At 59.8% G+C, this 24,432-nt stretch carries 22 protein-coding genes and 1 pseudogene; 6 read left to right on the top strand and 17 right to left on the bottom strand.

Going from position 1 to position 24,432, the window contains the following annotated elements; all coding sequences use genetic code 11:
* Positions 1–48: 48 nt before the first annotated feature.
* Positions 49–1,122 carry an AI-2E family transporter gene (locus tag QRN46_RS09855; RefSeq protein WP_221616144.1) on the bottom strand — a complete coding sequence of 358 codons (1,074 nt, stop codon included), beginning with the start codon at positions 1,120–1,122 and terminating at the stop codon, positions 49–51.
* 35 nt (positions 1,123–1,157) lie between these two features.
* On the bottom strand, positions 1,158–2,216 hold the full coding sequence (locus QRN46_RS09850; protein ID WP_221616145.1) for a DUF2066 domain-containing protein: 1,059 nt from the start codon (positions 2,214–2,216) through the stop codon (positions 1,158–1,160).
* Positions 2,217–2,591: 375 nt separating this feature from the next.
* Here QRN46_RS09850 and purM point away from each other — a divergent pair, with 375 nt between their 5' ends.
* From purM to QRN46_RS09835, 3 genes are read left to right on the top strand one after another with little or no spacing between them, the layout of a single operon-like run.
* A complete protein-coding gene (gene purM / locus QRN46_RS09845) occupies positions 2,592–3,650 on the top strand; it encodes a phosphoribosylformylglycinamidine cyclo-ligase (protein WP_011333132.1) in 1,059 nt (352 codons plus the stop codon).
* Positions 3,650–4,300 (top strand): phosphoribosylglycinamide formyltransferase, encoded by a 651-nt coding sequence (gene purN, locus QRN46_RS09840; protein ID WP_011333131.1) that lies wholly within the window; start codon positions 3,650–3,652, stop codon positions 4,298–4,300. Before purM ends, purN begins: the two co-directional genes overlap by 1 nt.
* Before the next feature lie 8 nt (positions 4,301–4,308).
* Positions 4,309–5,022 (top strand): DUF3108 domain-containing protein, encoded by a 714-nt coding sequence (locus QRN46_RS09835; protein WP_007950391.1) that lies wholly within the window; start codon positions 4,309–4,311, stop codon positions 5,020–5,022.
* 53 nt (positions 5,023–5,075) lie between these two features.
* Here QRN46_RS09835 and QRN46_RS29115 read toward each other — a convergent pair whose 3' ends face one another.
* From QRN46_RS29115 to QRN46_RS09825, 3 genes and pseudogenes are all read right to left on the bottom strand, one after another.
* Positions 5,076–5,939 (bottom strand): methyl-accepting chemotaxis protein, encoded by an 864-nt coding sequence (locus tag QRN46_RS29115; RefSeq protein WP_489105391.1) that lies wholly within the window; start codon positions 5,937–5,939, stop codon positions 5,076–5,078.
* Positions 5,931–6,701: pseudogene (locus QRN46_RS29110) on the bottom strand (MCP four helix bundle domain-containing protein); the annotation flags it as partial. The pseudogene QRN46_RS29110 and the gene QRN46_RS29115, both read right to left, overlap by 9 nt.
* Positions 6,702–6,831: 130 nt before the next feature.
* The gene (locus tag QRN46_RS09825) at positions 6,832–7,830 is read right to left on the bottom strand and encodes an amidohydrolase family protein (protein WP_373423152.1); all 999 of its coding nucleotides are present in this window, start codon (positions 7,828–7,830) and stop codon (positions 6,832–6,834) included.
* Between the two features lie 186 nt (positions 7,831–8,016).
* On the opposite strand from QRN46_RS09825, the gene QRN46_RS09820 reads away from it, so the two are divergent.
* Both QRN46_RS09820 and QRN46_RS09815 read left to right on the top strand, forming a co-directional pair.
* Positions 8,017–8,433 (top strand): OsmC family protein, encoded by a 417-nt coding sequence (locus QRN46_RS09820; protein ID WP_007959010.1) that lies wholly within the window; start codon positions 8,017–8,019, stop codon positions 8,431–8,433.
* Between the two features lie 61 nt (positions 8,434–8,494).
* Positions 8,495–9,385 carry a pirin family protein gene (locus QRN46_RS09815; protein ID WP_285354591.1) on the top strand — a complete coding sequence of 297 codons (891 nt, stop codon included), beginning with the start codon at positions 8,495–8,497 and terminating at the stop codon, positions 9,383–9,385.
* Between the two features lie 42 nt (positions 9,386–9,427).
* Here the strand turns inward: QRN46_RS09815 and QRN46_RS09810 are convergent, their stop codons facing one another.
* From QRN46_RS09810 to QRN46_RS09795, 4 genes are all read right to left on the bottom strand, one after another.
* Positions 9,428–10,156 carry a dienelactone hydrolase family protein gene (locus QRN46_RS09810; RefSeq protein ID WP_285354590.1) on the bottom strand — a complete coding sequence of 243 codons (729 nt, stop codon included), beginning with the start codon at positions 10,154–10,156 and terminating at the stop codon, positions 9,428–9,430.
* A gap of 68 nt (positions 10,157–10,224) precedes the next feature.
* Positions 10,225–12,129: a molecular chaperone HtpG gene (gene htpG / locus QRN46_RS09805; RefSeq protein ID WP_285354589.1), complete on the bottom strand. Its 1,905-nt coding sequence runs from the start codon at positions 12,127–12,129 to the stop codon at positions 10,225–10,227.
* 81 nt (positions 12,130–12,210) lie between these two features.
* On the bottom strand, positions 12,211–12,663 hold the full coding sequence (locus QRN46_RS09800; RefSeq protein ID WP_285354588.1) for a PaaI family thioesterase: 453 nt from the start codon (positions 12,661–12,663) through the stop codon (positions 12,211–12,213).
* A complete protein-coding gene (locus QRN46_RS09795; RefSeq protein ID WP_285354587.1) occupies positions 12,660–13,136 on the bottom strand; it encodes a PaaI family thioesterase in 477 nt (158 codons plus the stop codon). The genes QRN46_RS09800 and QRN46_RS09795 overlap by 4 nt, the downstream gene beginning before the upstream one ends.
* Before the next feature lie 158 nt (positions 13,137–13,294).
* On the opposite strand from QRN46_RS09795, the gene QRN46_RS09790 reads away from it, so the two are divergent.
* Complete coding sequence (locus tag QRN46_RS09790) at positions 13,295–13,531, top strand: hypothetical protein (RefSeq protein ID WP_011333123.1); 237 nt, start codon at positions 13,295–13,297, stop codon at positions 13,529–13,531.
* A 77-nt stretch (positions 13,532–13,608) separates the two neighbouring features.
* Here the strand turns inward: QRN46_RS09790 and QRN46_RS09785 are convergent, their stop codons facing one another.
* From QRN46_RS09785 to QRN46_RS09750, 8 genes are all read right to left on the bottom strand, one after another.
* Complete coding sequence (locus tag QRN46_RS09785) at positions 13,609–14,010, bottom strand: MAPEG family protein (RefSeq protein ID WP_085655465.1); 402 nt, start codon at positions 14,008–14,010, stop codon at positions 13,609–13,611.
* Positions 14,010–14,747: a DUF599 domain-containing protein gene (locus tag QRN46_RS09780; protein WP_011333121.1), complete on the bottom strand. Its 738-nt coding sequence runs from the start codon at positions 14,745–14,747 to the stop codon at positions 14,010–14,012. Before QRN46_RS09780 ends, QRN46_RS09785 begins: the two co-directional genes overlap by 1 nt.
* Positions 14,748–14,898: 151 nt before the next feature.
* Entirely contained in the window at positions 14,899–16,212 is a 1,314-nt protein-coding gene (gene brnQ, locus QRN46_RS09775; RefSeq protein ID WP_011333120.1) for a branched-chain amino acid transport system II carrier protein, read from the bottom strand.
* Between the two features lie 328 nt (positions 16,213–16,540).
* Positions 16,541–17,425 carry a succinate--CoA ligase subunit alpha gene (gene sucD, locus QRN46_RS09770; protein ID WP_011333119.1) on the bottom strand — a complete coding sequence of 295 codons (885 nt, stop codon included), beginning with the start codon at positions 17,423–17,425 and terminating at the stop codon, positions 16,541–16,543.
* Positions 17,425–18,591 carry an ADP-forming succinate--CoA ligase subunit beta gene (gene sucC, locus QRN46_RS09765; protein WP_007959029.1) on the bottom strand — a complete coding sequence of 389 codons (1,167 nt, stop codon included), beginning with the start codon at positions 18,589–18,591 and terminating at the stop codon, positions 17,425–17,427. The genes sucD and sucC overlap by 1 nt, the downstream gene beginning before the upstream one ends.
* A 201-nt stretch (positions 18,592–18,792) precedes the next feature.
* A complete protein-coding gene (gene lpdA, locus QRN46_RS09760) occupies positions 18,793–20,229 on the bottom strand; it encodes a dihydrolipoyl dehydrogenase (protein ID WP_011333117.1) in 1,437 nt (478 codons plus the stop codon).
* Positions 20,230–20,326: 97 nt separating this feature from the next.
* Positions 20,327–21,550, bottom strand: a complete 1,224-nt coding sequence (gene odhB, locus QRN46_RS09755; RefSeq protein ID WP_085648494.1) for a 2-oxoglutarate dehydrogenase complex dihydrolipoyllysine-residue succinyltransferase — start codon at positions 21,548–21,550, stop codon at positions 20,327–20,329.
* 42 nt (positions 21,551–21,592) lie between these two features.
* Positions 21,593–24,424, bottom strand: a complete 2,832-nt coding sequence (locus QRN46_RS09750) for a 2-oxoglutarate dehydrogenase E1 component (protein WP_011333115.1) — start codon at positions 24,422–24,424, stop codon at positions 21,593–21,595.
* Between the last annotated feature and the right edge of the window lie 8 nt (positions 24,425–24,432).

Raw genomic sequence — 24,432 nt, 5'->3', positions numbered from 1 at the left:
AGGAGACGGGCCAACCCGGTAATCCACCGGACGGCCCGCGCTTCACGATTACAACTCCGGCTCATCCACCCCGCTATAAATCTCGGAATCCTTGTACAGATCGTGGACATGCCGCACCAGCACCATGATCACCGCCGCCACCGGCAATGCCAGTAGCACACCGGTGAAGCCGAACAGCTCGCCACCGGCCAGAATCGCGAAGATCACCGCCACCGGATGCAGACCGATCCGGTCCCCCACCAGCAAAGGCGTCAGCACCATGCCTTCCAGCGCCTGACCGACCATGAACACCGCGACGATTCCGATCATCGGATACAGATCGCCACCGAACTGAAACAACCCGGCAATCAACGCCGCACCGATGCCGATCACGAACCCCATGTACGGCACAATCGCCGCCAGCCCCGCGATCAGACCGATCAACAGGCCCAGCTCCAGGCCGACAATCATCAGACCGGCCGCATAGATCACGCCCAGCGCCAGCATCACCAGCAATTGCCCGCGCACGAACGCGCCCAGCACTTCATGGCATTCACCCGCCAGCGCCACCACTCGCTCTTCACGATCACGGGGCAACAGGCCGCGGATCTTGGCCATCATCACGTCCCAGTCGCGCAGCAGGTAAAAGCTCACCACAGGGATCAGCACCAGATTCGCCAACCAGCCGATCAGCGCCAGGCTTGAGGCCGTCGCCTGACTCAACACCACCCCGACGATGTCAGTGGTCTGGCCCATGTGTTCGCTGATCGCGGCTTTGACCTTGTCGAACTTCCAGAAGCCGTCGGACAGCCCCAGCTTCGATTGCGCCCATGGCACGGCGGTGTGTTGCAACCAGTCGAGCATTTGCGGCGCCAGTTCATACAGCCGCAGCAATTGCTTGGCGAGCATCGGCACCAGCACCAGCAACAGCGCGGTGACGATCAGGGTGAACAAGGCGAACACCGTGATCACACCCCAGGTGCGGGACAGCCCCAGGCGCTCCAGACGATCAACGAGCGGATCGAACAGATACGCGAGCAGCAGCGCCACTAGAAACGGCGTGAGGATCGGATGCAGCAACCAGACAAACGCGCAAAGCAGGAGCACCCCACCGAGCCAGAACCAACGCCGCGTATCGGCCATGTAACACTCCATTGCTTATATATAAGAAAGAAAACCTACCAGCGAAACCGCAAGGACGGCGCCGCCGGTGTCGGTGTCGGCGCAGCAACTGGCGGCGAACCGGCGACCGCAGGCTGAGGCGCAGCGACCGGAGCCGGCGCCTCGGCCGGCAGTTCCTGCAACTTCGCCAGCGACAATTGCGCTCGCAATTGATCGGCACTGCCGTTGACCCGATAGAGGATGCGATCGGCATCGACACTCTGCAGACGCACGCCGAACGGTTCGAGTAACCGCAGCAGCGCCGCGTAGTGCTCCAGATTCATGCCCTGCACTTCCAGGGTCTGCTGACCGGACGCGCCCGGCTTGGCAACAAAGCGAGGTGCCAGACGCTCAGCGACCGCCAGCATCACCGCATCGGTCACGGCAGCCTGATCCGCGCCCTGCACGTTGCCCGCCTCTTTTTTATCGCCCAGCCACAGTTGCCATTTAGCCTGCCATTGTCCGCCTTCTTCGCGGGCATGCACGGCTAGCAAGGCGTCAGCGCTGTAGCGCTCGGAAGCGTTGCGCAACGGCGCCGGGTCAGCACCCTCAAGCGCCGGCGCCGTGGCGACCAATTGCTCGCTCAAGTCCGCCAACGGCAGTCGCAACGGCAAGCCACGATGCTGAGCCGCACGGCGCAACGGTGCGGCACTGGCCTGACCGTCGCCCACCAGGCTCGAGCCTTCGCTCGAATCGTTCAGCCACCAGCTCAGGATCGAGGGCCGATTGGCGCCCCACAGCGCCAGCCCGGCGCGGCGCAACGCCTGTTCGGTGGTTCCCGGATCGAAATCGACTTTCAGCACTTCCGGCGGCCCGGCATCGAAACCGAACTGACTGATAATCTGCTGCGGATCCTTGCGAACCGGCGCCAGCCCCGGGTTTTGCGGGGCTTTCGGGTCACCGGTCAGACGCAACACCAGCGTATCCAGTGCGGCCTGGGTCGCGCGATCGCGCTCCTCTGGCGACTGGCCAGTGACCGGTTCGCGCACCTGATAGAGACCTTTGAGATTTTCGGCCTGACTCGCCAGGCTGATCAGAGACAAACCACCCACTAACAGCAATTTACACAAACCCATGGAGAATTCCCGTCGACAAGAGCGGCTGGAACAGGCCGCGTGTACCGTTCTGCAAGCCTGTGACCACAGGCCGTCGCAAAACATTCACACGCGGTCGGTAAGTTTTTGCACAGTCCTAACGATAGACGGTTCCTTATACAGGCACCCGTGATGTCGCCCACAGCGTCAATTGCAAAATTTTTCCACCGATATGCCCCTGCCCGTCGGCGTGAGGATGGCCGCTGCCCCTCAAGCCTGATAAAATCGCGCGCCTTCGCAGACCGGCAACAGCCGGGCACCCCGAACTTCGCGTGAGGCAATCGCCCCCTGTCGGATTCGGCGTTCCCGCTGAACTCGGTCGTTACCCCTGAATCCCCTCCCCTAAAGGCCTGGATCATGAGCAAGCAACCCTCCCTGAGCTACAAGGACGCCGGTGTAGACATCGACGCCGGTGAAGCATTGGTCGAACGCATCAAGAGCGTCGCCAAGCGCACTGCGCGCCCGGAAGTCATGGGCGGCCTGGGCGGTTTCGGCGCCCTCTGCGAGATCCCGGCCGGTTACAAGCAGCCGGTGCTGGTTTCCGGTACTGACGGCGTCGGCACCAAACTGCGCCTGGCGCTGAACCTGAACAAGCACGACAGCATCGGCCAGGACCTGGTCGCCATGTGCGTCAACGATCTGGTGGTGTGCGGCGCCGAGCCGCTGTTCTTCCTCGACTACTACGCCACCGGCAAGCTGAACGTCGACGTAGCGGCCACCGTGGTTACCGGTATCGGTGCAGGCTGCGAACTGGCTGGCTGCTCGCTGGTCGGCGGCGAAACCGCTGAAATGCCTGGCATGTACGAAGGCGAAGACTACGACCTGGCCGGCTTCTGCGTCGGCGTCGTGGAAAAAGCCGAAATCATCGACGGCTCGAAAGTCGCCACCGGTGACGCCCTGATCGCCCTGCCATCGTCCGGCCCGCACTCCAACGGTTACTCGCTGATCCGCAAGATCATCGAAGTGTCCGGTGCCGATATCGAAACCGTTCAGCTCGACGGCAAGCCGCTGACCGAACTGCTGATGGCCCCGACCCGCATCTACGTGAAGCCGCTGCTCAAGCTGATCAAGGACACCGGCGCGGTCAAGGCCATGGCCCACATCACCGGTGGCGGTTTGCTCGACAACATCCCGCGCGTTCTGCCAAAAGGCGCTCAGGCCGTGGTTGACGTGGCCAGCTGGAACCGCCCGGCCGTCTTCGACTGGCTGCAAGAGAAAGGCAACGTCGACGAAACCGAAATGCACCGCGTGCTGAACTGCGGCGTGGGCATGGTGATCTGCGTGGCTCAGGAGCACGTTGAAGTTGCGCTGAACACCCTGCGTGACGCCGGCGAGCAGCCTTGGGTCATCGGTCAGATCGCTGCCGCTGCCGAAGGCGCGGCCCAGGTCGAACTGAAGAACCTCAAGGCTCACTGATGTCCCAGACCTGTGATGTCGTGGTGCTGTTGTCCGGCACCGGCAGTAACTTGCAGGCCCTGATCGACAGCACGCGGACCGGCGACAGCCCGGTCCGCATCGCTGCGGTGATTTCCAACCGCGCCGACGCCTACGGCCTGCAACGCGCCAGTGACGCGGGTATCGCCACCCGCTCGCTGGATCACAAGGGATTCGAGGGCCGCGAGGCCTTCGATACCGCTCTGATCGAACTGATCGACGAATTCAATCCCAAACTCGTGGTACTGGCCGGCTTCATGCGCATTCTCAGCGCTGACTTCGTCCGTCACTACCAGGGTCGCCTGCTCAACATCCACCCGTCGCTACTCCCCAAATACAAAGGGTTACACACTCATCAGCGCGCGCTGGAAGCCGGCGACGCCGAACACGGCTGCTCCGTGCACTTCGTCACCGAGGAACTCGATGGCGGACCACTGGTCGTACAGGCAGTAATACCGGTAGAGTTGCACGATTCGCCGCAAAGTCTGGCGCAGCGGGTTCACGCTCAGGAACACCTGATCTACCCGATGGCCGTACGCTGGTTCGCCGAAGGACGGCTGAGCCTCGGCGAGCAAGGTGCTTTACTGGATGGCCAGTTACTCGGGGCCAGCGGTCACTTGATTCGAAACTAGGAGATTTTATGCGTCGCGCCCTGCTCTTCGCTTGCGCTCTGCTCGCCCTGCCTTTTGCCCAGGCGGCAGACCTTCAACCGTTCTCCGCCAGCTACACTGCCGACTGGAAACAGCTGCCCATGAGCGGCACCGCCGAGCGCAGCCTGACCAAACAGGCCAACGGCGTCTGGAAGCTCAGCTTCAAAGCCTCGATGATGATTGCCAGCCTGTCCGAGGAAAGCACCCTGACCCTGGACAAGGACACCCTGCTGCCACAGTCCTACCACTTTGAACGCGGTGGTCTGGGCAAGGCGAAAAAGGCTGACCTGGACTTCGACTGGGCCAACAAGCTGGTGACCGGCACCGACCGCGGCGACGCGGTGAAAATCCCGCTCAACCGCGGCATGGTCGACAAATCCACCTATCAACTGGCGCTGCAGCATGACGTGGCCGCCGGCAAGAAAAGCATGAGCTATCAGGTGGTCGATGATGGCGAAGTCGATACCTACGACTTCCGCGTGCTGGGTTCGGAGAAAGTCGAAACCAAGGCCGGCCAGATCGATGCGATCAAGGTCGAGCGCGTCCGCGATCCGACACAAAGCAAGCGCATCACCGTCCTGTGGTTCGCCAAGGACTGGGATTACCTGCTGGTTCGCCTGCAACAGGTCGAAACCGACGGCAAGGAGTACAACATCATGCTCCTCGACGGCACGGTCAACGGCAAGACGGTCAAAGGCAGCTGATCCAACGAAAAGCCCCGCAAATGCGGGGCTTTTTTTCGCCTGCCGAACGCTGATCAGACCGAGAACTTGGCCACCATGCTGTTCAGATCCACCGCCAGCCGCGACAGTTCCTGACTCGCGGCACTGGTCTGATTGGCCCCCGCAGACGTCTGCATCGCCAGATCACGAATATTCATCAGGTTGCGATCGACCTCCCGCGCCACGGCCGCCTGCTCTTCCGACGCACTGGCGATCACCAGATTGCGCTCGTTGATCAAGGTGAATGCCGAAGCGATTTCCTCAAGCGCAACGCCGGCGGCCTTCGCCAACTCCAGAGTCGAGCGCGCCCGGACGTTGCTCTGCTGCATCGAGCTGACCGCCGAATCGGTGCCCTGCTGGATGCCGCCGATCATCTGCTCGATCTCCTGCGTCGACTGCTGAGTGCGATGGGCCAGCGCCCGCACTTCGTCCGCCACCACCGCAAAACCCCGCCCGGCATCCCCCGCCCGCGCAGCCTCGATCGCCGCGTTCAACGCCAGCAGATTGGTCTGCTCGGCAATCGAGCGAATCACATCCAGTACTTTGCTGATGCTGTAGACCTTCTGCGCCAGATCTTCCACCTGCGCGGCATTGGCGGTGACATCGTCCGCCAGCAGCTCGATGGACGACACGGTCTGCTGGACCTGCTCACGGCCATGCTGGGCGATTCGATCTGACTCACGGGAGGCCACGGAAGTCGCGACGGCATTGCTCGCCACCTCTTCCACGGCAGCGGTCATCTGATTGACCGCCGTGGCCGCCTGTTCAATTTCCAGACTCTGCTGGTGCAGCCCCCGCGTGGCGTCTTCGGTAACACAGCTCAATTCTTCCGAAGCCGAGGCCAGTTGACTGGAAGACTCCGAGATCTGGCGGATAGTGTCGCGCAGGTTGTGCTGCATGCTCTTGAGCGCGTGCAGCAGTCGCGCCGGTTCGTCCTTGCCGGAAATGCTGATATCCCCGGTCAGGTCGCCACCGGCCACCACTTCCGCAACACTGAGTGATTGCGACAGCGGCAGCACGATGCTGCGGGTCAGCAACAACGCCAGGGCGACGGTAATCAGCGCGGTGATGCCGATCATCACCCCGACCCACACCCGCGAGTTAGTGAACACCAAACGTGCGGCCTCAGTGGCGAGGTTGGCGTTGTGCTTGTTCAGCTCGACCAGTTCACGCAGGGTCACCGCAATTTCATCCGCCAGCGGGCTCATCTGCCCATTGAGAATGGCGGCCGCCTCTTCCACTCGTCCCTGAGCAGACAAGGTCATCACCTGCGCTTGAAACTCCAGATACTTGTGTTCGGCGACCTTGAAGCGGTCGAACAGCGCGCGCTCTTCGGGCAATGCGATCAGGCTGTCGTAACGTTGCTGGGCTTCACTCAGCACACCGCGCAAATCATTGAGCTTGGCCACGTTCTGATCCAGCGCCTGCGGATCGCGATTGAGCAACAGGCGCATGGTCAACGCGCGCAGGCGCAGCATGTCCTGGCTCATCTCGCCCACCGCCATCACGCTGGGCAACCAGTTGTTGTCGACCTCGTCGGACTGCGCGCGCATGTTTGACATCTGCAACAGTGCGAACGCCCCAAGGGCAAACACCATCAGCGCCAGCACGCCAAAACCCAGCCCGGCCCGGGGTGCAATATTGAGACTACGGATACTCATTGCTCTGGTTCCTTCCAAAAGCGCTGCATCAACCCTGCAGCTGGTTGCTCTAGAAGGTATCGGCCCTTGTAAAAAATGCGTAAGACCAAAACGCGATATCAAAAGGCCTTGATCCTACGAACCGTCGGCATTAACGATTCAGCGCAGGTTGACCGGACTTGAGCGCTGTTCGCGGCAAGATCGCCAGGAAGTTGTCCCGTGCGACTTTTTTCGCGACTGCCTCAGGCAAGGCGTCGAGAAACGGCTTGAAGCTATGAATTTCCTTACCGAGTTTGTTGAATCGCCCGACCACGTCCGAACCGATCATGAAGCGATCCGGATAGCGCTCCACCAGTTGCACCCACTCCGCTCGCGGCTGGCCCTTTTCGTCCAGCAGATAAGGCGTCAGCAGGCTCCACGACAGATCGATGAACAGGTTCGGATACGCTTCCAGCATTCGCGTCAGGGTCGGCAGCAGAAAATCCAGTTGCGTCTGATGACGATGGATCTCGGCACTGGTGCCGGCATGGGCCCAAATGAATCGGGTGTGCGGATGATTACGCAGCGGCTCTTCGATTTCCTTCAGGTACAGCGGATTCTTCTCACGCTTGGAAGTGATGTTGGAATGCAGCATCACCGGCAGATCGTTTTCGGCGGCCAGGTGATAGATGCGGGTCATGGCTTCGTTGTTGGCGCGCGGCGTGTCGCCGGAGGTCAGCGCGGTCAGGTCGTCGTGACGGGTGAAGACCTCGCCGATGCCCTGCCACAAGCCGGGATACAGATCGAGCATGCGCTGAATGTGCGCGGCGGAGTTCTTGTCGTTGGGGTTGAAGCCTGAAAGAAACGGGTGAAAGGACTGGCGCTGCTCCGGCGTGAGCTTCTGCACCGCGTCGGCGACGATCACGTCCGTCGCGCTGTACCAATAGGCATCGGCATCATCGCCAGCGTAATAACGCGGGCGCTTCGGCTCGTCTTCGTGCCATTTCTTCGCCACGGGAATGCCGGAAATCATCACATGCTCAATGGAGTTTTCCTTCATGGCCGTGAGCAATTTCGGCATGCCGGCAGTTTCCTGGAAAAAATCCACGTAATGCAGGTGCGCGTCACTGTAGGTGTATTCCCGGGCGCTGGCGGCGCCGGTGAAAACCATCAGGACGGCAAGGCTCAAACGAAACACGGACACAAGCGTTCTCCGGCAGACAGGCATAGCCTAGACCCTCGCCGGGCAACGAGGGTTCACCCGGCAAGAAAGTGGAACGCGCCTGTGTGGGAAATGCTCTATACCTGCAAGGTCTTTTTTGATCGAATCCCTTTTCCTACTGCTTGCGAGGTTCACATGACCGTTACCGTCAATACCGTGTCCGCCGAGGGTTTTCGCCACACCGTTCAGATCGATGAGCATGAGCTGTTTGCCGATGTCCCGACGACTGCCGGCGGTGAAGGCTCGGCTCCCGAGCCGCACGATTACTTCGACGCCGCCCTCGGTGCCTGCAAGGCTCTGACCCTGAAGCTGTACGCGAAGAAAAAGGACATCCCGCTGACCGGCGTCGGCGTTGAGGTCAAACGCGACAACAGCCAGGAGCAGAAAGGCAAATACGCCCTGCACGTGACCCTCACCCTCAAGGGCGTGCTCACCGATGCCCAGCGCGAAGAACTGCTGCGTGTTGCCGACCGCTGCCCGATCCACAAGCTGATGACCACCAGCGAAGTCACCATCGAAACCCACGCACCCGTCGGCTTCGACAGCCAGTAATCACCCCGACGACACCGGCGGGTTATGCTCCACGCATCACCCGCTCAGCCTGGAATGGACCATGGACACCCAACCCCTGATCATCCGCCCGCGCGCCGAAGACGTCGAAGGCCAGCCGATTCTGCGCCCGCTGCCGTCAGCCAAATGCCGCAGCGTCGGACCTTTCGTGTTTTTCGACCACATGCTCGAAACGGTTTATCCGGCGGGCAAAGGCATGAACATCCGACAGCATCCGCACATCGGTCTGTCGACCCTTACGTATTTGTTCGACGGGCAGATCCAGCACAAGGACAGCCTGGGTTCGGATCAGGTGGTCAGCGCCGGCGATGTCAGCTGGATGACCGCCGGCACGGCGATCGCTCACGTCGAGCGCACGCCCGAACCGCTTTGGGAACAAAGCTTCAAGATGCACGGCCTGCAAATCTGGCTCGCCTCGCCCAGGGACCACGAACAAGGCCCGGGGCATTACAGCCACCACCCGGCCTCGACCTTGCCGGTCAGCGATAACCTCGGTGTACAGATCCGCATGATCGCCGGGTCAGGCTTTTGCCTGGAATCGCCGGTGCCGGTGCTTTCTCCTACGCTGTATGCCGAATTGAAGATGCAAACCGCGACCACACTGCTGATCCCGACCGAGCATGAAGAGCGGGCGCTGTACGTGTTGAGTGGTGATGTGCAGCTGAATGGCGAAGCGGTCGAACCCCATGCACTGGTGGTGTTGCCGACCGGGGAAGAGATGAGCCTGTTCGCCGAAAGCGACAGCCACGCGGTGCTGTTCGGCGGTGCGCCACTGGACGGTCCACGGCGGATCAACTGGAATTTTGTCGCGAGCGATCCGGCGGCGATCGATGAGGCGCGGCGCAAGTGGGCGGCCGGGGATTGGCCGACGGTGCCGGGGGAAGTCGAGCGGATCGAGCTGCCTAAATCGCGCAGCGAGCCGACACCGCTGTAAAGCAACACTCCCACACCAGGCGTGGGAGTGTGTTCAGCCGATTCAGCCCTTGAACACCTCTTCCAGCAAGTCATGCATCGACTTGAACGCACGCGCTGCGGTCTTCGCGTCGTACATCATCTTGCCCGGCACATTGGCGTGCGGATCGGTGAACGAGTGCACCGCGCCGCCGTAGCTCAGCAACTGCCAGTCCACACCAGCAGCGTTCATCTCGTCTTCGAATGCCGGCAACTGCTCTTTCGGCACCAGCGGATCGGAAGCACCGTGCAGCACCAGCACCGAGCCCTTGATGTTCTTGGCGTCCGCCGGATTCGGCGAATCCAGGGTGCCGTGGAACGACACCGCCGCTTTTACCGAGGCACCGGTGCGAGCCAGATCCAGCGCACAGCAGCCGCCGAAGCAGAAACCGAACACCGCCAGTTTCGAGGTATCGACCGCCGCTTCGCCCTGCTTCTGCAATTGCTCGAATGCGGCCTGCATACGCTTGCGCAGCAGCGCACGATCATTCTTCAGTGGCATCATCGCCGCACCGGCCTGATCAGCGTTCTGCGGACGCACGGCCTGGCCGTATACGTCAGCGATCAACACCACATAACCCTTGGCCGCCACCGATTTGGCGATCTCTTCAGCGCCAGCGCTGACACCCATCCAGTTCGGCGCCATCAGCAGGCCCGGACGCGCGCCCTTGTGCTCGGCGTCAAATGCCAGGCGACCTTCATAAGGCTGGCCGTCAATCCGATAGACCACGGAACGTACAGTGACTTGGCTCATTTCTGACTCCAGATTGGTTGAATTCCAGAATGAAAAAACCCGCCGAAGCGGGTTTTTCTACAGTTTGATCAAGCCGACAGCTCGACCAGCAGCTTGTTCAGACGGCTCACATAAGCGGCCGGGTCTTTCAAGCTGTCGCCCGCCGCCAGGGCGGCCTGGTCGAAGAGGATGTGCGACAGGTCGCTGAAGCGATCTTCGCTGGCCTCGTTGTCGAGCTTCTCGATCAGCGGGTGGCTCGGGTTGAATTCGAAGATAGGCTTCGAATCCGGCACCTTCTGCCCACTGGCTTCAAGGATCTGACGCATTTGCAGACCCAGGTCCTGCTCGCCAATCGCCAGGATGGCCGGCGAATCGGTCAGGCGATGGGAAACCCGGACTTCGGCAACGGAATCGCCCAGTGCGGTTTTCAGACGCTCGACCAGTCCTTCTTTCGACTTGGCGACTTCTTCTGCGGCCTTCTTGTCCTCTTCCGAGTCCAGGTTGCCCAGGTCCAGGTCACCGCGCGCGACGTCGACAAACGTCTTGCCGTCGAATTCGCTGAGGTAGCTCATCAGCCACTCGTCGATACGGTCGGTCAGCAGCAGCACTTCGATGCCTTTCTTGCGGAAGACTTCCAGGTGCGGGCTGTTCTTGACCTGCGCGTAGGTTTCGCCGGTGAGGTAGTAGATCTTGTCCTGACCTTCCTTGGCGCGCGCCAGGTACTCGGCCAGACCGACGATCTGCTCGCCATCGGTGCCGTTGGTCGATGCGAAACGCAGCAGACCGGCAATTTTTTCCTTGTTGGCAAAATCTTCTGCCGGGCCTTCTTTCATGACCTGACCGAAGTTTTTCCAGAAGCCCTTGTATTGCTCAGGCTCGTTCTTCGCCAGTTTTTCCAGCATGTCCAGAACACGCTTGGTCAGCGCCGACTTCATCGAGTCGATGATCGGGTCTTTCTGCAGGATTTCCCGCGACACGTTCAGCGACAGGTCGTTGGAGTCGACCACGCCCTTGATGAAGCGCAGGTACAGCGGCAGGAAGGACTCGGCCTGATCCATCACGAACACGCGCTGCACGTACAGCTTCAGGCCTTTCGGCGCTTCACGCTGGTACAGATCGAACGGTGCGCGGGCCGGCACATACAGCAGCGAGCTGTACTCGAGCTTGCCTTCAACCTTGTTGTGACTCCACGACAGCGGGTTTTCGAAGTCGTGGGCGATGTGTTTGTAGAACTCCTGATATTCCTCGTCCTTGACTTCGGTGCGAGGACGGGTCCACAGGGCGCTGGCGCGGTTGACGGTTTCCCATTCAACTTCAGGCTTCTCTTCGCCTTCGGCCGCGGCCGCTTCTTTCGGCAGCTCGATCGGCAGCGCGATGTGGTCGGAGTACTTCTTGATGATGTTGCGCAGGCGCCAGCCATCGGCAAACTCGTCTTCACCGGATTTCAGGTGCAGGACGATGCGGGTGCCGCGTTCCGGTTTGTCGATGGTGGCGACTTCGAATTCGCCCTCGCCTTTCGACGACCAGTGCACGCCTTCGCTGGCAGCGGTGCCGGCGCGACGGCTGTACACGTCAACTTTGTCAGCAACGATGAAGGCCGAGTAGAAGCCCACACCGAACTGGCCGATCAGGTGCGAATCCTTCTTCTGATCGCCGGACAGGTTTTTCATGAAATCGGCGGTGCCGGATTTGGCGATGGTACCCAGGTGGGTGATCACATCGTCACGATTCATGCCGATGCCGTTGTCTTCGAGGGTGACGGTCTTGGCGTCCTTGTCGAAGCTCACACGGATTTTCAGTTCATCGCCACCTTCGAGCAACTCAGGCTTTGCCAGGGCTTCGAAGCGCAATTTGTCGACGGCGTCAGAGGCGTTCGAGATCAATTCGCGAAGGAAGATTTCCTTGTTGGAATACAGCGAATGGATCATGAGGTGCAGCAATTGCTTCACCTCGGTCTGGAAGCCCAGGGTTTCCTTTTGAGTTTCCACACTCATGGTCATCAAACTCCAATCAGATGGCATTGGCCGCGACCTTGCCGGTCGGCGGCGGGTTGTTCTGTGAGTTGGGGGCGTGCTTCAGGATTTCAAGGGCTCATCGATTTTGAAATGCGCGCGGGCGGTGGCAATCGGTTCGCTTTCGGTGCTTTGCCAGGCCGTGACCGCGACGTTGGCCACCCGCCGGCCCTGACGGCAGACCTGACACCGGGCCCAGGTGTCGCGAAACTGCCCGGCCCGCAGGTAATCGAGGGAGAAATCGATAATCTTCGGCACACCCGGCGCGCCGGTGAAAATCAACAGGTGCAGGGCGGCGGACAGCTCCATGAACCCGGCAATCACCCCGCCGTGGATCGCCGGCAATAGAGGGTTACCAATGTTGTCCTTGTTTGCCGGCAGCTTGAACAGCAAGTCATCACCGACCCGCGAACACTCGACACCAATCAGCTCGGCATAGGGAATCAGCTTCAGCAGCGGCGCATAGTCACCCTTTGCGTGTGCCTCTTGCAGTTGCTGCTTGAAATCGTCGCTCATGAGCTTTCTCCCTTGATCGCGCCACCAAAGCCTTTCGTGCCTTTAAGGCCTTTGCCCATGCGCATGAAGGTGCCGACGACATGGGCAATCGGCTGCTCGGGATCATCCTGATAGGCAAAGCCGCGAGCGAAGATCACATCTGTGGTGACTCGATAACATTGGGCGAAGCCATACACGTCTTTATGTGGCTCGGCGGCGTGCATGTAGTCGATGCGCAGATCGAGGGTCGGGCAGACTTCGAATTCCGGCAGCACGCACAGGGTCGACATGCCGCATGCAGTGTCCATCAGCGAAGTGATCGCCCCGCCGTGGACCACGCCGGTCAGCGGGTTGCCGACGATCTGCGCACTGTACGGCAGCACCACCGTCAGGCCTTCGTGGCTGGCGCTGTGCACTTTCAATCCCAGTACCTGACAGTGACGCAGGGCCGAGAGAAACCATGTCGCACGCTCAAAAACGGGGTTTTCGGCCATTTGATAATTACTCTTGTTAGTCGCTGTTCCCGGTAGTGGAAAGAACAGCAAAAGTTCCATTGCAAAACAAACTTATATATCTGAAACAAATGAGGAACTTAACCCTTGGGCGCGAGTTCTTAAGGCCAGTAGTTATTTTCCATAAGGAGAAACACCCCATGCGTAAGACTTTAGCTATTGCCTTGATGTTGACCGCTTCCCTCGGTCTCGCTGCCTGCGATAAAAAATCCGAGGACAAAGCTCAAGATGCCAACCAACATGCTGAACAAGCTCAGCAGAAAATGAACGAAGCTCAGGATAAAGTGAACGACGCGGCGAAAGAAAATGCCGAAGCCGCCAAAGATCAGGCCGAATCGAACGCTGCAGCGCAAGAAGAAGCTGCCAAGAAGCAATAAGCCGCTTCTCGCTGGCCAAAAAGAAAACCCGCCAAGTGCGGGTTTTCTTTTGCCTGTGATTTTTTGCCCATGCCGGCTTAGAGCAAGACGGTTCTAAAAGTCGGACTAATCATCAGCAACAATGAACACACTAAGCCGACCAGCCAGACCAGACTGCGCAGCTTGGGAATATCCGCCAGGTAGAACCACAGATAGAAAATCCTTGAGATCACAAAGATGATCGCCAGTGTATCGATCAGCCATCCCGCCGTCTGCGTGGTGTGTGCCATCAGCACACCAACGGCAAACAGGGCGAAGGCTTCGATGCTGTTCTGATGTGCCGCCAGCGCCCGAGCCCCATAACCGGTGAGTTGCGCCTGCTGCTGACGCGGCAAGTGGTTGTTGTAACCGCCCTGCTCTTTCATGGCCCTGCCGACCGGCATGCGCGCCACGTAGATCAACAATGCACTGATAAACACACACCAGAACGGAATACTCATCAAGCAGCCTCTTTGTTCGCTTCGGGCAATGGCGCCTCTGTAGGGGTATAGACCATTACATCGAGCACGTCGGAATGAAACTCCCGGCGATACAACACCAGCACCACGCCTGCGCTCATCAACATGAACAGCCACGGGCTGACGAACCACGCCAGCATGCTCATCCCGAAGTAATAGGAGCGCAGACCGAAGTTGAACTGGTTGGCCGCCATCGAAATCACCCGCGCCGCCCGCGAGGCGAACGCCTTGCGCTCCTGCTCCGAGACCTGCCGCTCACCGATCATCGGGGCCGAGCCGACCAGAATGGCGGCGAAGTTGTACTGGCGCATGCACCAGCTGAAGGTGAAGAAGGCATAGACGAACACCAGCGCCAGGCACAGCAACTTGATCTCCGACATCCCCTGCGAGGCCTGTTGCACCATCGGAATGTCTGCCAGCAGCGACACCGCGCGCTCGGAAGCACCGAGCACGGTCAGGATGCCCGCCAGGATAATCAGTGTGCTGGAGGCGAAGAACGAGGCGTTGCGTTCAAGGTTGCCGATCACGCTAGCGTCGGCGATACGGTTGTCACGCAGCAGCATGCGGCGCATCCAGTCTTCGCGGTACAGGTGCAGCACGCTGGCCAGGCACGCGGTGTCACGGCCCTTCCAGGTGGCATAACGGGTGTAACCGCCCCAGCAGATGACAAACCAGAGCGCGGCCAGCAGATGGATCAGGTTGGCTTGGATGAACGACATGCAATTCCCTGTGATGAAGATTTCGGCTCCCCTTCGACGTTAGTCGAGGGAAAAAGACACTGCCTGAAGCCCATAAAAAATGCCCCGTATCGATTGATACGGGGCATTTCTGTTTAATCGCTCGGCAGCCGCTTGTGGCGACCCGGCAATCTTAAGCGAGTGCTTCGGCGCGCTTGCCCAGCAGGCGGTCGCAAACCACGGCAACCACCAGGGTCATCACGCACGGCACCAGCCACGCCAGACCTTGCTCGCTGAGCGGCAGGTGGGCCAGTTGCGATGGCATCCAGTCCGCCAGACCGGCGCCTTTCAGCGCATCGATGGTGCCGAACACGAACGACACCAGCATCACCGGGCCCATGATGCGGCTCTGCTCATGCCAGAACGCGGCGCAGAAGCTCAGGGCCACCAGCACGATGCACGGCGGGTAGATCGCGGTGAGCACCGGGATCGAGAACGCGATCAGCTTGGTCAGGCCCAGGTTGGATACCAGCAGCGAGAATGCAGCCAGGATGATCACCAGTGTCTTGTAGGACAGTGGCAACACGCGGCTGAAGTACTCAGCACAGGCGCAGGTCAGACCGACCGCCGTCACCAGGCAGGCCAGCGAGATCAGCACCGCAAGGAAACCGCTACCCAGCGAACCGAAGGTGTGTTGCACGTAAGCGTGCAGCACCGCCGCGCCATTGGTAGCGCCAGCGGCCACTTCATGGCTGCCGGAACCCAGACGGAACAGGCTGACATACACCAGCGCCAGACCGACGCCGGCAATCAGCCCGGCGATGATCGCGTACCGGGTGATCAGCGCCGGCGACTCGACGCCACGGGAGCGGATCGCGTTGACGATGACGATGCCGAACACCAGCGCGCCCAGGGTATCCATGGTCAGGTAACCATTGATGAAACCTTGGGAGAACGGTGCCGCAACGTATTCCGGAGTGGCCACGCCGATGTCACCGGCCGGCAGTGCGAATGCGGCGATGCCGAGCACGGCCAGAGCAATGATCTTCAGGGGTGCGAGGAAGCGACCGACGGTGTCCAGCAGACGCCCAGGGTAGAGCGAAATGAAGAACACCAGCAGGAAGTACACCGAACTGTAGAGGAACAGTGCCAGCGGGCTCTCGCCGGTCAGCGGCGCCAAACCCACTTCAAAGGAAACGGTCGCGGTACGCGGGGTGGCGAACAGCGGGCCGACTGCCAGGTAGCACGCGGCAGCCAGTACGCCACCGGCGACCTTGCCGATCGGGCTGCTCAGGGCGTCCATTGCGCCACCGACCTTGGCCAGTGCAACCACGGTGACCACCGGCAGACCGACTGCCGTGATCAGGAAGCCCAGCGCCGCGATCCAGACGTTAGGCCCGGACTGCAAACCGACGATAGGCGGGAAGATGATGTTGCCGGCCCCGACGAACAGGGCGAATGTCATAAAGCCAAGTGCCAGGATGTCCTGACCTTTCAAAACTTTCATTAAGGAAATACCACACTACTGAATCGGAATTTAGAGGGGGATTTCCCTGTGGGGTTAGGGAAATGCTGTCAATCCGTATAAGACTGACCCGTTTAGCGCGTTGCATGCCTTGTGGGCGGCAGACGCAAAATGGCGGCTAGCCTAACGAATTTGCCCGACAAACGCACTGTTAGAGGGCGAACTATCCGATACGCGACGTTTCTGTGTCGCGTTTTTGCATGTTATTGGGTGAGTGCTTATAAATTGCCATCGTCCACCCGAACGCCGGAAACGACAAAGGCCACCCGAAGGTGGCCTTTGTTGCTGGAGCAGAGAAGTCAGCCGAAGCTTACTTCTTCACTTCCCAGCCAGTCAGCTCGGCCAGGGCCTTGCCGATGTCTGCCAGCGAACGCACGGTTTTCACGCCTGCGTCTTGCAGAGCAGCGAATTTCTCGTCTGCAGTGCCTTTGCCGCCGGAGATGATTGCGCCAGCATGGCCCATGCGCTTGCCCGGAGGAGCAGTCACACCAGCGATGTAGGAAACAACCGGCTTGGTCACGTTGGCCTTGATGTAGGCAGCCGCTTCTTCTTCAGCCGAACCGCCGATCTCGCCGATCATGACGATCGCTTCGGTCTTCGGGTCTTCCTGGAACAGCTTCAGGATGTCGATGAAGTTCGAACCCGGGATCGGGTCACCACCGATGCCGACGCAAGTCGACTGACCGAAACCGGCGTCAGTGGTCTGCTTCACAGCTTCGTAGGTCAGGGTGCCGGAACGGGAAACGATACCGACCTTGCCTGGCAAGTGAATGTGACCTGGCATGATGCCGATCTTGCATTCGCCTGGGGTGATCACGCCTGGGCAGTTAGGGCCGATCAGGGTAACACCCAGCTCGTCGCACTTAACTTTGGCGTCCAGCATATCCAGGGTAGGAATGCCTTCGGTGATGCAGACGATCAGCTTGATGCCGCCGAAAGCCGCTTCCAGGATCGAGTCCTTGCAGAAAGGAGCCGGAACGTAGATTACGCTGGCGGTGGCGCCAGTGGCTTCTACAGCTTCTTTCACGGTGTTGAACACTGGCAGGTTCAGGTGAGTGGTGCCACCTTTGCCTGGCGTCACGCCGCCAACCATTTTGGTGCCGTAGGCAATGGCTTGTTCGGAGTGGAAAGTACCCTGCGCACCGGTGAAGCCCTGGCAGATTACTTTGGTGTCTTTATTGATCAGGACGCTCATTACTTGCCCTCCGCAGCTTTAACGACTTGTTGAGCAGCGTCGGTCAGGCTGGTAGCAGCGATGATGTTCAAACCGCTTTCTGCCAGTACTTTAGCGCCCAGTTCAGCGTTGTTGCCTTCAAGACGAACAACAACCGGGATTTTCACGCCGACTTCTTTCACTGCACCGATGATGCCTTCGGCAATCATGTCGCAACGAACGATGCCGCCGAAGATGTTAACCAGTACTGCAGCGACATTGCTGTCGGACAGAATGATTTTGAAAGCTTCGGTTACGCGTTCTTTGGTAGCACCACCACCTACGTCGAGGAAGTTGGCTGGCTTGCCGCCGTGCAGGTTGACGATGTCCATGGTACCCATGGCCAGGCCGGCACCGTTCACCATGCAGCCGATGTTGCCTTCCAGTGCTACGTAGTTCAGTTCGAACTTGGCAGCGTGCGCTTCGCGCGGATCGTCCTGCGACGGATCGTGGAAAGTCTTCAGCTTAGGCTGGCGGTACATTGCGTTGGCGTCGATGTTGATCTTGGCGTCCAGGCAGTGCAGATCGCCGTCAGCCTTGATCACCAGCGGGTTCACTTCCAGCAGAGCCAGGTCGTGATCCTTGAACAGCTTGGCCAGACCTACGAAGATCTTGGCGAACTGAGCAACCTGCTTGCCTTCCAGACCCAGCTGGAATGCCAGCTCGCGACCCTGAAATGGCTGAGCGCCAACCAGTGGATCGATAGTGGCTTTCAGAATTTTTTCTGGAGTGTCGTGAGCGATTTTCTCGATGTCCACGCCACCTTCGGTGGAAGCCATGAACACGATGCGACGGCTCGAACGGTCAACGACAGCGCCCAGGTACAGCTCTTTAGCGATATCAGTGCACGATTCAACCAGGATCTTGGTGACTGGCTGGCCGTTGGCATCAGTCTGGTAAGTCACCAGACGCTTGCCCAGCCACTGCTGTGCGAAGGCTTTGGCGTCTTCTTTGCTGCGAACCAGCTTGACGCCGCCCGCTTTACCGCGACCACCGGCGTGAACCTGGGCTTTGACAACCCACTCGTTGCCGCCGATTTTGTCGCAAGCTTCTGCTGCTGCTTCCGGGGTGTCTACTGCGAAACCAGTGGAAACTGGCAGGCCGTATTCAGCGAACAGCTGCTTACCCTGATACTCGTGAAGATTCATGCTTTTTACCGTCTTCGTTAGGTACTGCGCATTCGGCGCTGCGCTCTTTATGAGTGCCGCGCCACCTGTGACTGCTGCTTGCGTAGCCTTTCCGGATACCCGGTGCAGCTACGCAAGGCTGCGTCCAGCGGACATTCCGCGGTGAGTCTTGCACGCAAGGCTCACGACGGGCCGTACCGCCGTGGTTTCTTATTGTGTGTCTTAACGCTTCTTGCGGTTGGCAATGTGGATGGCGCCGCCATTCACTGCCAAAGCGGCTTCGTGCAAGGCTTCAGACAGGGTCGGATGGGAGAAAACCATCATGCCCAGATCTTCAGCGCTGGTGCCGAATTCCATACCGATCGCGCCCTGCTGAACCAGTTCTGCGGCGCTCGGGCCAATCACGTGCACGCCCAATACGCGGTCAGTCTTGGCATCGGCGATGACCTTGACGAAACCACCGGTATCGTTGGCGGCCATGGCACGGCCGGATGCTGCGAACGGGAAGGTGCCGACGTTAACTTCAACGCCTTCAGCTTTCAAGGCCTGCTCGGTTTTACCGACCCATGCGATTTCCGGGTGAGTATAAATAACCGAAGGGATCAGGTCATAGTTCATCTGGGCCTTGTGACCCTTGATGCGCTCGACAACCATGATGCCCTCTTCCGAGGCCTTGTGAGCCAGCATCATGCCGCGAACCACGTCGCCGATGGCGTAAACGCCCGGTACGGTGGTGGCGCAGTGATCGTCAACGTGCACGAAACCGCGCTCGTCCAGGGTCACGCCGCTATCGGCAGCCAGCAGATCAGTGGTCACCGGACGGCGACCAACGGCTACGATCAGCTTGTCGAAAGTGATGGTCTGTTCGCCGTTGGCGTCGGTGTAGTTCACAACGACTTCGTCGCCGTTCACTTTCGAGCCGGTTACACGGGCGCCCAGCTTGATGTCCAGACCCTGTTTGGTCAGGGTTTTCAGCGCTTCCTTGGAAACCGCGGTGTCCGCTGCCATCAGGAAGGTGTCCAGGGCTTCCAGAACAGTCACTTCTGCACCCAAACGCGACCACACCGAACCCAGTTCCAGACCGATCACGCCAGCGCCGATCACGCCCAGACGTTTAGGTACGGATTGGAATTCCAGAGCGCCAGTCGAATCGACGATGACTTTCTGATCGACCGGAGCCGGTGGAATGTCGATCGGACGCGAACCTGGAGCCAGGATGACGTTTTCGGCTTCGATGACTTCAACCGAGCCGTCCGGCTTGGTGACTTCGACTTTCTTGCCGGCCAGCAGTTTGCCGTGGCCCTGAATCGAAGTAACGCCGTTGGCCTTGAACAGGGTGGCAACACCGCCGGTCAGGTTCTTGACGATACCAGCCTTGCGGCCAACCATCGCAGCGACGTCCATTTTGACTTCGCCGGTCGAGATACCGTGGACGTTGAAGCTTTCTTTCGCTTCCTTGTATTTCCAGGAGCTGTCCAGCAGCGCCTTGGAAGGAATGCAGCCTACGTTCAGGCAGGTGCCGCCCAGGGCTTGCTTGCCTTCAGCATCGGTGTACTTCTCGATGCAGGCAGTGCTCAGGCCGAGTTGCGCGGCCTTGATAGCTGCCACGTAGCCGCCAGGGCCCGCACCGATCACTACTACGTCAAATTTCTGCGACATTCAAAAAATCCTCTTTAGCGAAAAGCTTCAAGCCGCGCGCTGCAAGCCAGGCTGCGTTTTCCCGCAGCTTGAAGCTTGCAGCGCGTGACTGCTTCTATCAGATATCCAGCAACAGACGAGCCGGATCTTCCAGCAGGTTCTTGATGGTCACCAGGAAGGTTACAGCTTCTTTGCCATCGATCAGACGGTGATCGTAGGACAGTGCCAGGTACATCATCGGACGGATCACGACCTGACCGTTGATGGCCATCGGACGCTGGATGATGTTGTGCATGCCCAGAATCGCTGCCTGCGGCGGGTTGACGATCGGGGTCGACATCATCGAACCGAAGGTACCACCGTTGGTGATGGTGAAGGTACCGCCGGTCATTTCGTCCATCGACAGTTTGCCGTCACGGGCTTTCTTGCCGAAGGTGGCGATGCCGCCTTCGATTTCAGCCAGGCTCATGTGTTCGGCGTTACGCAGAACCGGAACCACCAGGCCGCGGTCGCTGGAAACAGCGACGCCGATGTCGGCATAACCGTGGTAAACGATGTCGTTGCCATCGATCGAAGCGTTGACCGCCGGGAAGCGTTTCAGCGCTTCGGTGGCAGCCTTCACGAAGAACGACATGAAGCCCAGGCGTACGCCGTTGTGGGACTTCTCGAACAGATCCTTGTACTTCGAACGCAGGGCCATGACTTCGGTCATGTCGACTTCGTTGAAAGTGGTCAGCATCGCCATGTTCGATTGAGCTTCAACCAGACGCTTGGCAACGGTGGCACGAACGCGGGTCATCGGAACGCGCTTCTCGATGCGGTCGCCAGCGGCGAACACAGGAGCGGCGGCGGCCGGAGCAGCAGCCTTGGCAGGCGCAGCAGCCGGAGCGGCTTTCTTGGCAGCAACGGCTGCAACCACGTCTTCCTTGGTCACGCGACCGCCTTTGCCGGTGCCGGCAACGGAAGCGATGTTGATGCCGTTCTCTTCAGCCAGCTTGCGCGCGGCAGGAGCAGCGATCGGGTCGTCTTCGCCATCAGCGGCAGCAGGTGCAGCGGCGGCTGCGGCCGGAGCAGCAGCGGCAGCCGGAGCGGCAGCAGCAGCGCCGCCTTCAACGATGGAGCCCAGGACTTCGTCGGACAGGACGGTTTCGCCCTCGCCCTTGACGATTGCGCCCAGCACGCCGTCGGCGGTAGCCAGCACTTCCAGTACGACTTTGTCGGTTTCGATGTCGACGATCAGTTCGTCACGCTTGACGGCGTCGCCCGGTTGCTTGTGCCAGGTGGCAACGGTGCCATCGGCAACCGATTCCGGGAAAGTGGGGGCTTTGATCTCGATAGCCATTATCTGTGGTTCCTTAAATTCGGTTTCAGGTGCGCGAAGGCGTTAAACGGTAAACGCGTCTTGCAGCAGTTGTTCCTGCTGCTCGGCGTGCATCGATGCGTAACCACATGCTGGGGCAGCAGAAGCCTCACGGCCCGCGTACTCGAGTACGAGAGATTTGTTGAGGTTGCTGATGCTGCGACGCAGGTGGTGCTGGCTGCAGTACCAGGCGCCCTGGTTCATCGGCTCTTCCTGACACCACACGGCCGCTTTGGCGTTGGTGTAAGGAGCCAGGACTTCTTTCAAGTCGTCCTCAGGGAACGGGTACAGCTGCTCGATACGCACGATGGCGATATCTTCGCGGCCTTCGGCACGACGTTTTTCCAGCAGGTCGTAGTAGACCTTGCCGCTGCACAGAACAACGCGCTCGACCTTTTTCGGGTCCAGGGCATCGATTTCCGGGATAACGGTCTGGAACGAACCTTCGGCCAGATCTTCCAGGGTCGAGATGGCCAGTTTGTGGCGCAGCAGCGACTTTGGAGTCAGAACGACCAATGGCTTGCGCAGCGGGCGAATCACCTGACGGCGCAGCAAGTGGTAGATCTGGGCCGGAGTGGTCGGCATGCACACCTGAATGTTGTGCTCGGCGCACAGCTGCAGGTAACGCTCAAGACGTGCCGAGCTGTGCTCAGGGCCCTGGCCTTCGTAGCCGTGTGGCAGCAGCATGGTCAGACCGCAGAGACGGCCCCACTTGTGCTCGCCGCTGGTGATGAACTGGTCGATAACAACCTGTGCACCGTTGGCGAAGTCGCCGAACTGGGCTTCCCAGATCACCAGCGCGTTCGGCGTGGTGGTCGAGTAACCGTATTCGAACGCCAGTACGGCTTCTTCCGACAGGAACGAGTCGTACAGGTCGAAGCGTGGCTGACCTTCATACAGATGCTTGAGCGGAATGTAGGTACCGGCATCTTTCTGGTTGTGCAGCACAGCGTGACGGTGCGAGAACGTACCGCGGCCGATGTCCTGACCGGTCATGCGGATCGGGTGACCTTCGAACGCCAGGGTCGCGTACGCCATGGTTTCGGCGTAACCCCAGTTGATCGGCAGGCCGCCGGCTTGCATCTTCTGACGGTCTTCGTAGATCTTCGCGACCTGACGCTGAACCACGAAGCCTTCCGGAATTTCCAGCAGCTTGGCGGACAGTTCCTGCAGGGTCTTGAGGTCGAAGCGAGTGTCGTGACGCGCAGTCCAGGCGTGGCCCAGATACGGACGCCAGTCCACGAACAGCTCTTTGTTCGGCTCTTTGACCAGCGATTTCACGACGTGCAGACCGTTGTCCAGCGCGTTGCGGTATTCGTCGACTTTCGCCTGAACACGCTCGGCGTCCAGCACACCGGCCTGGGTCAGACGATCAGCGTACAGCTCACGGGTGGTGCGCTGCTTGGTGATCTGCTGATACATCAGAGGCTGGGTGCCGCTTGGCTCGTCGGCCTCGTTGTGGCCGCGACGACGGTAGCAGACCAGGTCGATCACCACGTCACGCTTGAACTGCATGCGGTAGTCGATGGCCAACTGGGTCACGAACAACACGGCTTCCGGATCATCACCATTCACATGGAGGATCGGCGCCTGGATCATTTTCGCAACGTCGGTCGCGTACTCGGTGGAGCGCGAGTCCAGCGGGTTGCTGATGGTGAAACCGACCTGGTTGTTGATCACGATGTGCACGGTACCGCCGGTCTTGAAACCGCGGGTCTGCGACATCTGGAAGGTTTCCATGACCACGCCTTGACCGGCGAATGCAGCATCACCGTGGATGGAGATCGGCAGAACCTTCTCACCGGTAGGGTCGTTGCGACGATCCTGACGGGCGCGAACCGAACCCTCGACCACCGGGGAAACGATTTCCAGGTGGGACGGGTTGAACGCCATGGCCAGGTGAACTTCACCGCCGGTGGTCATTACGTTGGACGAGAAGCCCTGGTGGTATTTAACGTCACCGGAACCCAGCTCGACCTTCTTCTTGCCTTCGAACTCGTCGAACAGCTCGCGCGGGTTCTTGCCGAAGGTGTTGACCAGTACGTTCAGACGGCCACGGTGGGCCATGCCAATGACGACTTCCTTGGTGCCGTAGGAACCGGAACGCTGGATCAGTTCGTCGAGCATCGGAATCAGGCTTTCGCCGCCTTCCAGACCGAAACGTTTGGTGCCCGGGTATTTGGTGCCCAGGTATTTTTCCAGGCCTTCACCGGCCGTCACGCGCTCGAGCAGGTGGCTCTTGATGTCCGCGGAATATTCCGGACGGCCACGCACGCTTTCCAGACGCTGCTGGAACCACTGGCGCTGCTCGGAATCGGTGATGTGCGTAAATTCAGCGCCGATGGTGCGGCAATATGTCTGCTGCAACGCTTCGTGAATTTCGCGTAGGCTCGCTTCCTCTTTGCCGATGAACAGGTCGCCGGCACGGAAGGTCGTATCAAGATCGGCATTGGTCAAGCCGTAGTGATTGATCGACAGGTCTGCAGGTGCAGGACGCTGCCACAGCCCCAGCGGGTCAAGCTGGGCTGCCTGGTGGCCACGCATACGGTAGGCCTGGATCAATCGCAGCACTTCAACTTGCTTCTTCTCGTGCTCACTGCTCACGCTGCCGGCGGAAACCGGTTGGGCGCGGCGCTGGTTCTTTGCCAGCAGCACGAAATGATCGCGAATTGTGGAGTGCGAAACATCGGTGGCAGAGCTGCCGTCGGCAGGCAGCTTCTGAAAGTAGGTGCGCCACTCTTCTGGCACAGCGTTAGGGTCGTGCAGGTAGAGCTCGTAGAGCTCTTCCACATAGGCAGCGTTTCCACCTGAAAGGTAGGCGCTGTTCCACATGCGCTGCATCACGCTTTCTTGCATGCTTGGTC

It is taken from the genome of Pseudomonas sp. lyk4-R2A-10 (assembly GCF_030209075.1).
Taxonomy (GTDB): domain Bacteria; phylum Pseudomonadota; class Gammaproteobacteria; order Pseudomonadales; family Pseudomonadaceae; genus Aquipseudomonas; species Aquipseudomonas glycinae.
This window is presented reverse-complemented; position numbering and strand designations above follow the sequence as displayed.

Bases quoted from the DNA above. Each gene is read 5' to 3' on its own strand.
- QRN46_RS09855 (WP_221616144.1), bottom strand. From the start codon at position 1,122: ATGGCCGATACGCGGCGTTGGTTCTGGCTCGGTGGGGTGCTCCTGCTT.
- QRN46_RS09850 (WP_221616145.1), bottom strand. From the start codon at position 2,216: ATGGGTTTGTGTAAATTGCTGTTAGTGGGTGGTTTGTCTCTGATCAGC.
- purM (WP_011333132.1), top strand. From the start codon at position 2,592: ATGAGCAAGCAACCCTCCCTGAGCTACAAGGACGCCGGTGTAGACATC.
- purN (WP_011333131.1), top strand. From the start codon at position 3,650: ATGTCCCAGACCTGTGATGTCGTGGTGCTGTTGTCCGGCACCGGCAGT.
- QRN46_RS09835 (WP_007950391.1), top strand. From the start codon at position 4,309: ATGCGTCGCGCCCTGCTCTTCGCTTGCGCTCTGCTCGCCCTGCCTTTT.
- QRN46_RS29115 (WP_489105391.1), bottom strand. From the start codon at position 5,939: ATGCAGCACAACCTGCGCGACACTATCCGCCAGATCTCGGAGTCTTCC.
- QRN46_RS09825 (WP_373423152.1), bottom strand. From the start codon at position 7,830: ATGGTTTTCACCGGCGCCGCCAGCGCCCGGGAATACACCTACAGTGAC.
- QRN46_RS09820 (WP_007959010.1), top strand. From the start codon at position 8,017: ATGACCGTTACCGTCAATACCGTGTCCGCCGAGGGTTTTCGCCACACC.
- QRN46_RS09815 (WP_285354591.1), top strand. From the start codon at position 8,495: ATGGACACCCAACCCCTGATCATCCGCCCGCGCGCCGAAGACGTCGAA.
- QRN46_RS09810 (WP_285354590.1), bottom strand. From the start codon at position 10,156: ATGAGCCAAGTCACTGTACGTTCCGTGGTCTATCGGATTGACGGCCAG.
- htpG (WP_285354589.1), bottom strand. From the start codon at position 12,129: ATGAGTGTGGAAACTCAAAAGGAAACCCTGGGCTTCCAGACCGAGGTG.
- QRN46_RS09800 (WP_285354588.1), bottom strand. From the start codon at position 12,663: ATGAGCGACGATTTCAAGCAGCAACTGCAAGAGGCACACGCAAAGGGT.
- QRN46_RS09795 (WP_285354587.1), bottom strand. From the start codon at position 13,136: ATGGCCGAAAACCCCGTTTTTGAGCGTGCGACATGGTTTCTCTCGGCC.
- QRN46_RS09790 (WP_011333123.1), top strand. From the start codon at position 13,295: ATGCGTAAGACTTTAGCTATTGCCTTGATGTTGACCGCTTCCCTCGGT.
- QRN46_RS09785 (WP_085655465.1), bottom strand. From the start codon at position 14,010: ATGAGTATTCCGTTCTGGTGTGTGTTTATCAGTGCATTGTTGATCTAC.
- QRN46_RS09780 (WP_011333121.1), bottom strand. From the start codon at position 14,747: ATGTCGTTCATCCAAGCCAACCTGATCCATCTGCTGGCCGCGCTCTGG.
- brnQ (WP_011333120.1), bottom strand. From the start codon at position 16,212: ATGAAAGTTTTGAAAGGTCAGGACATCCTGGCACTTGGCTTTATGACA.
- sucD (WP_011333119.1), bottom strand. From the start codon at position 17,425: ATGAGCGTCCTGATCAATAAAGACACCAAAGTAATCTGCCAGGGCTTC.
- sucC (WP_007959029.1), bottom strand. From the start codon at position 18,591: ATGAATCTTCACGAGTATCAGGGTAAGCAGCTGTTCGCTGAATACGGC.
- lpdA (WP_011333117.1), bottom strand. From the start codon at position 20,229: ATGTCGCAGAAATTTGACGTAGTAGTGATCGGTGCGGGCCCTGGCGGC.
- odhB (WP_085648494.1), bottom strand. From the start codon at position 21,550: ATGGCTATCGAGATCAAAGCCCCCACTTTCCCGGAATCGGTTGCCGAT.
- QRN46_RS09750 (WP_011333115.1), bottom strand. From the start codon at position 24,424: ATGCAAGAAAGCGTGATGCAGCGCATGTGGAACAGCGCCTACCTTTCA.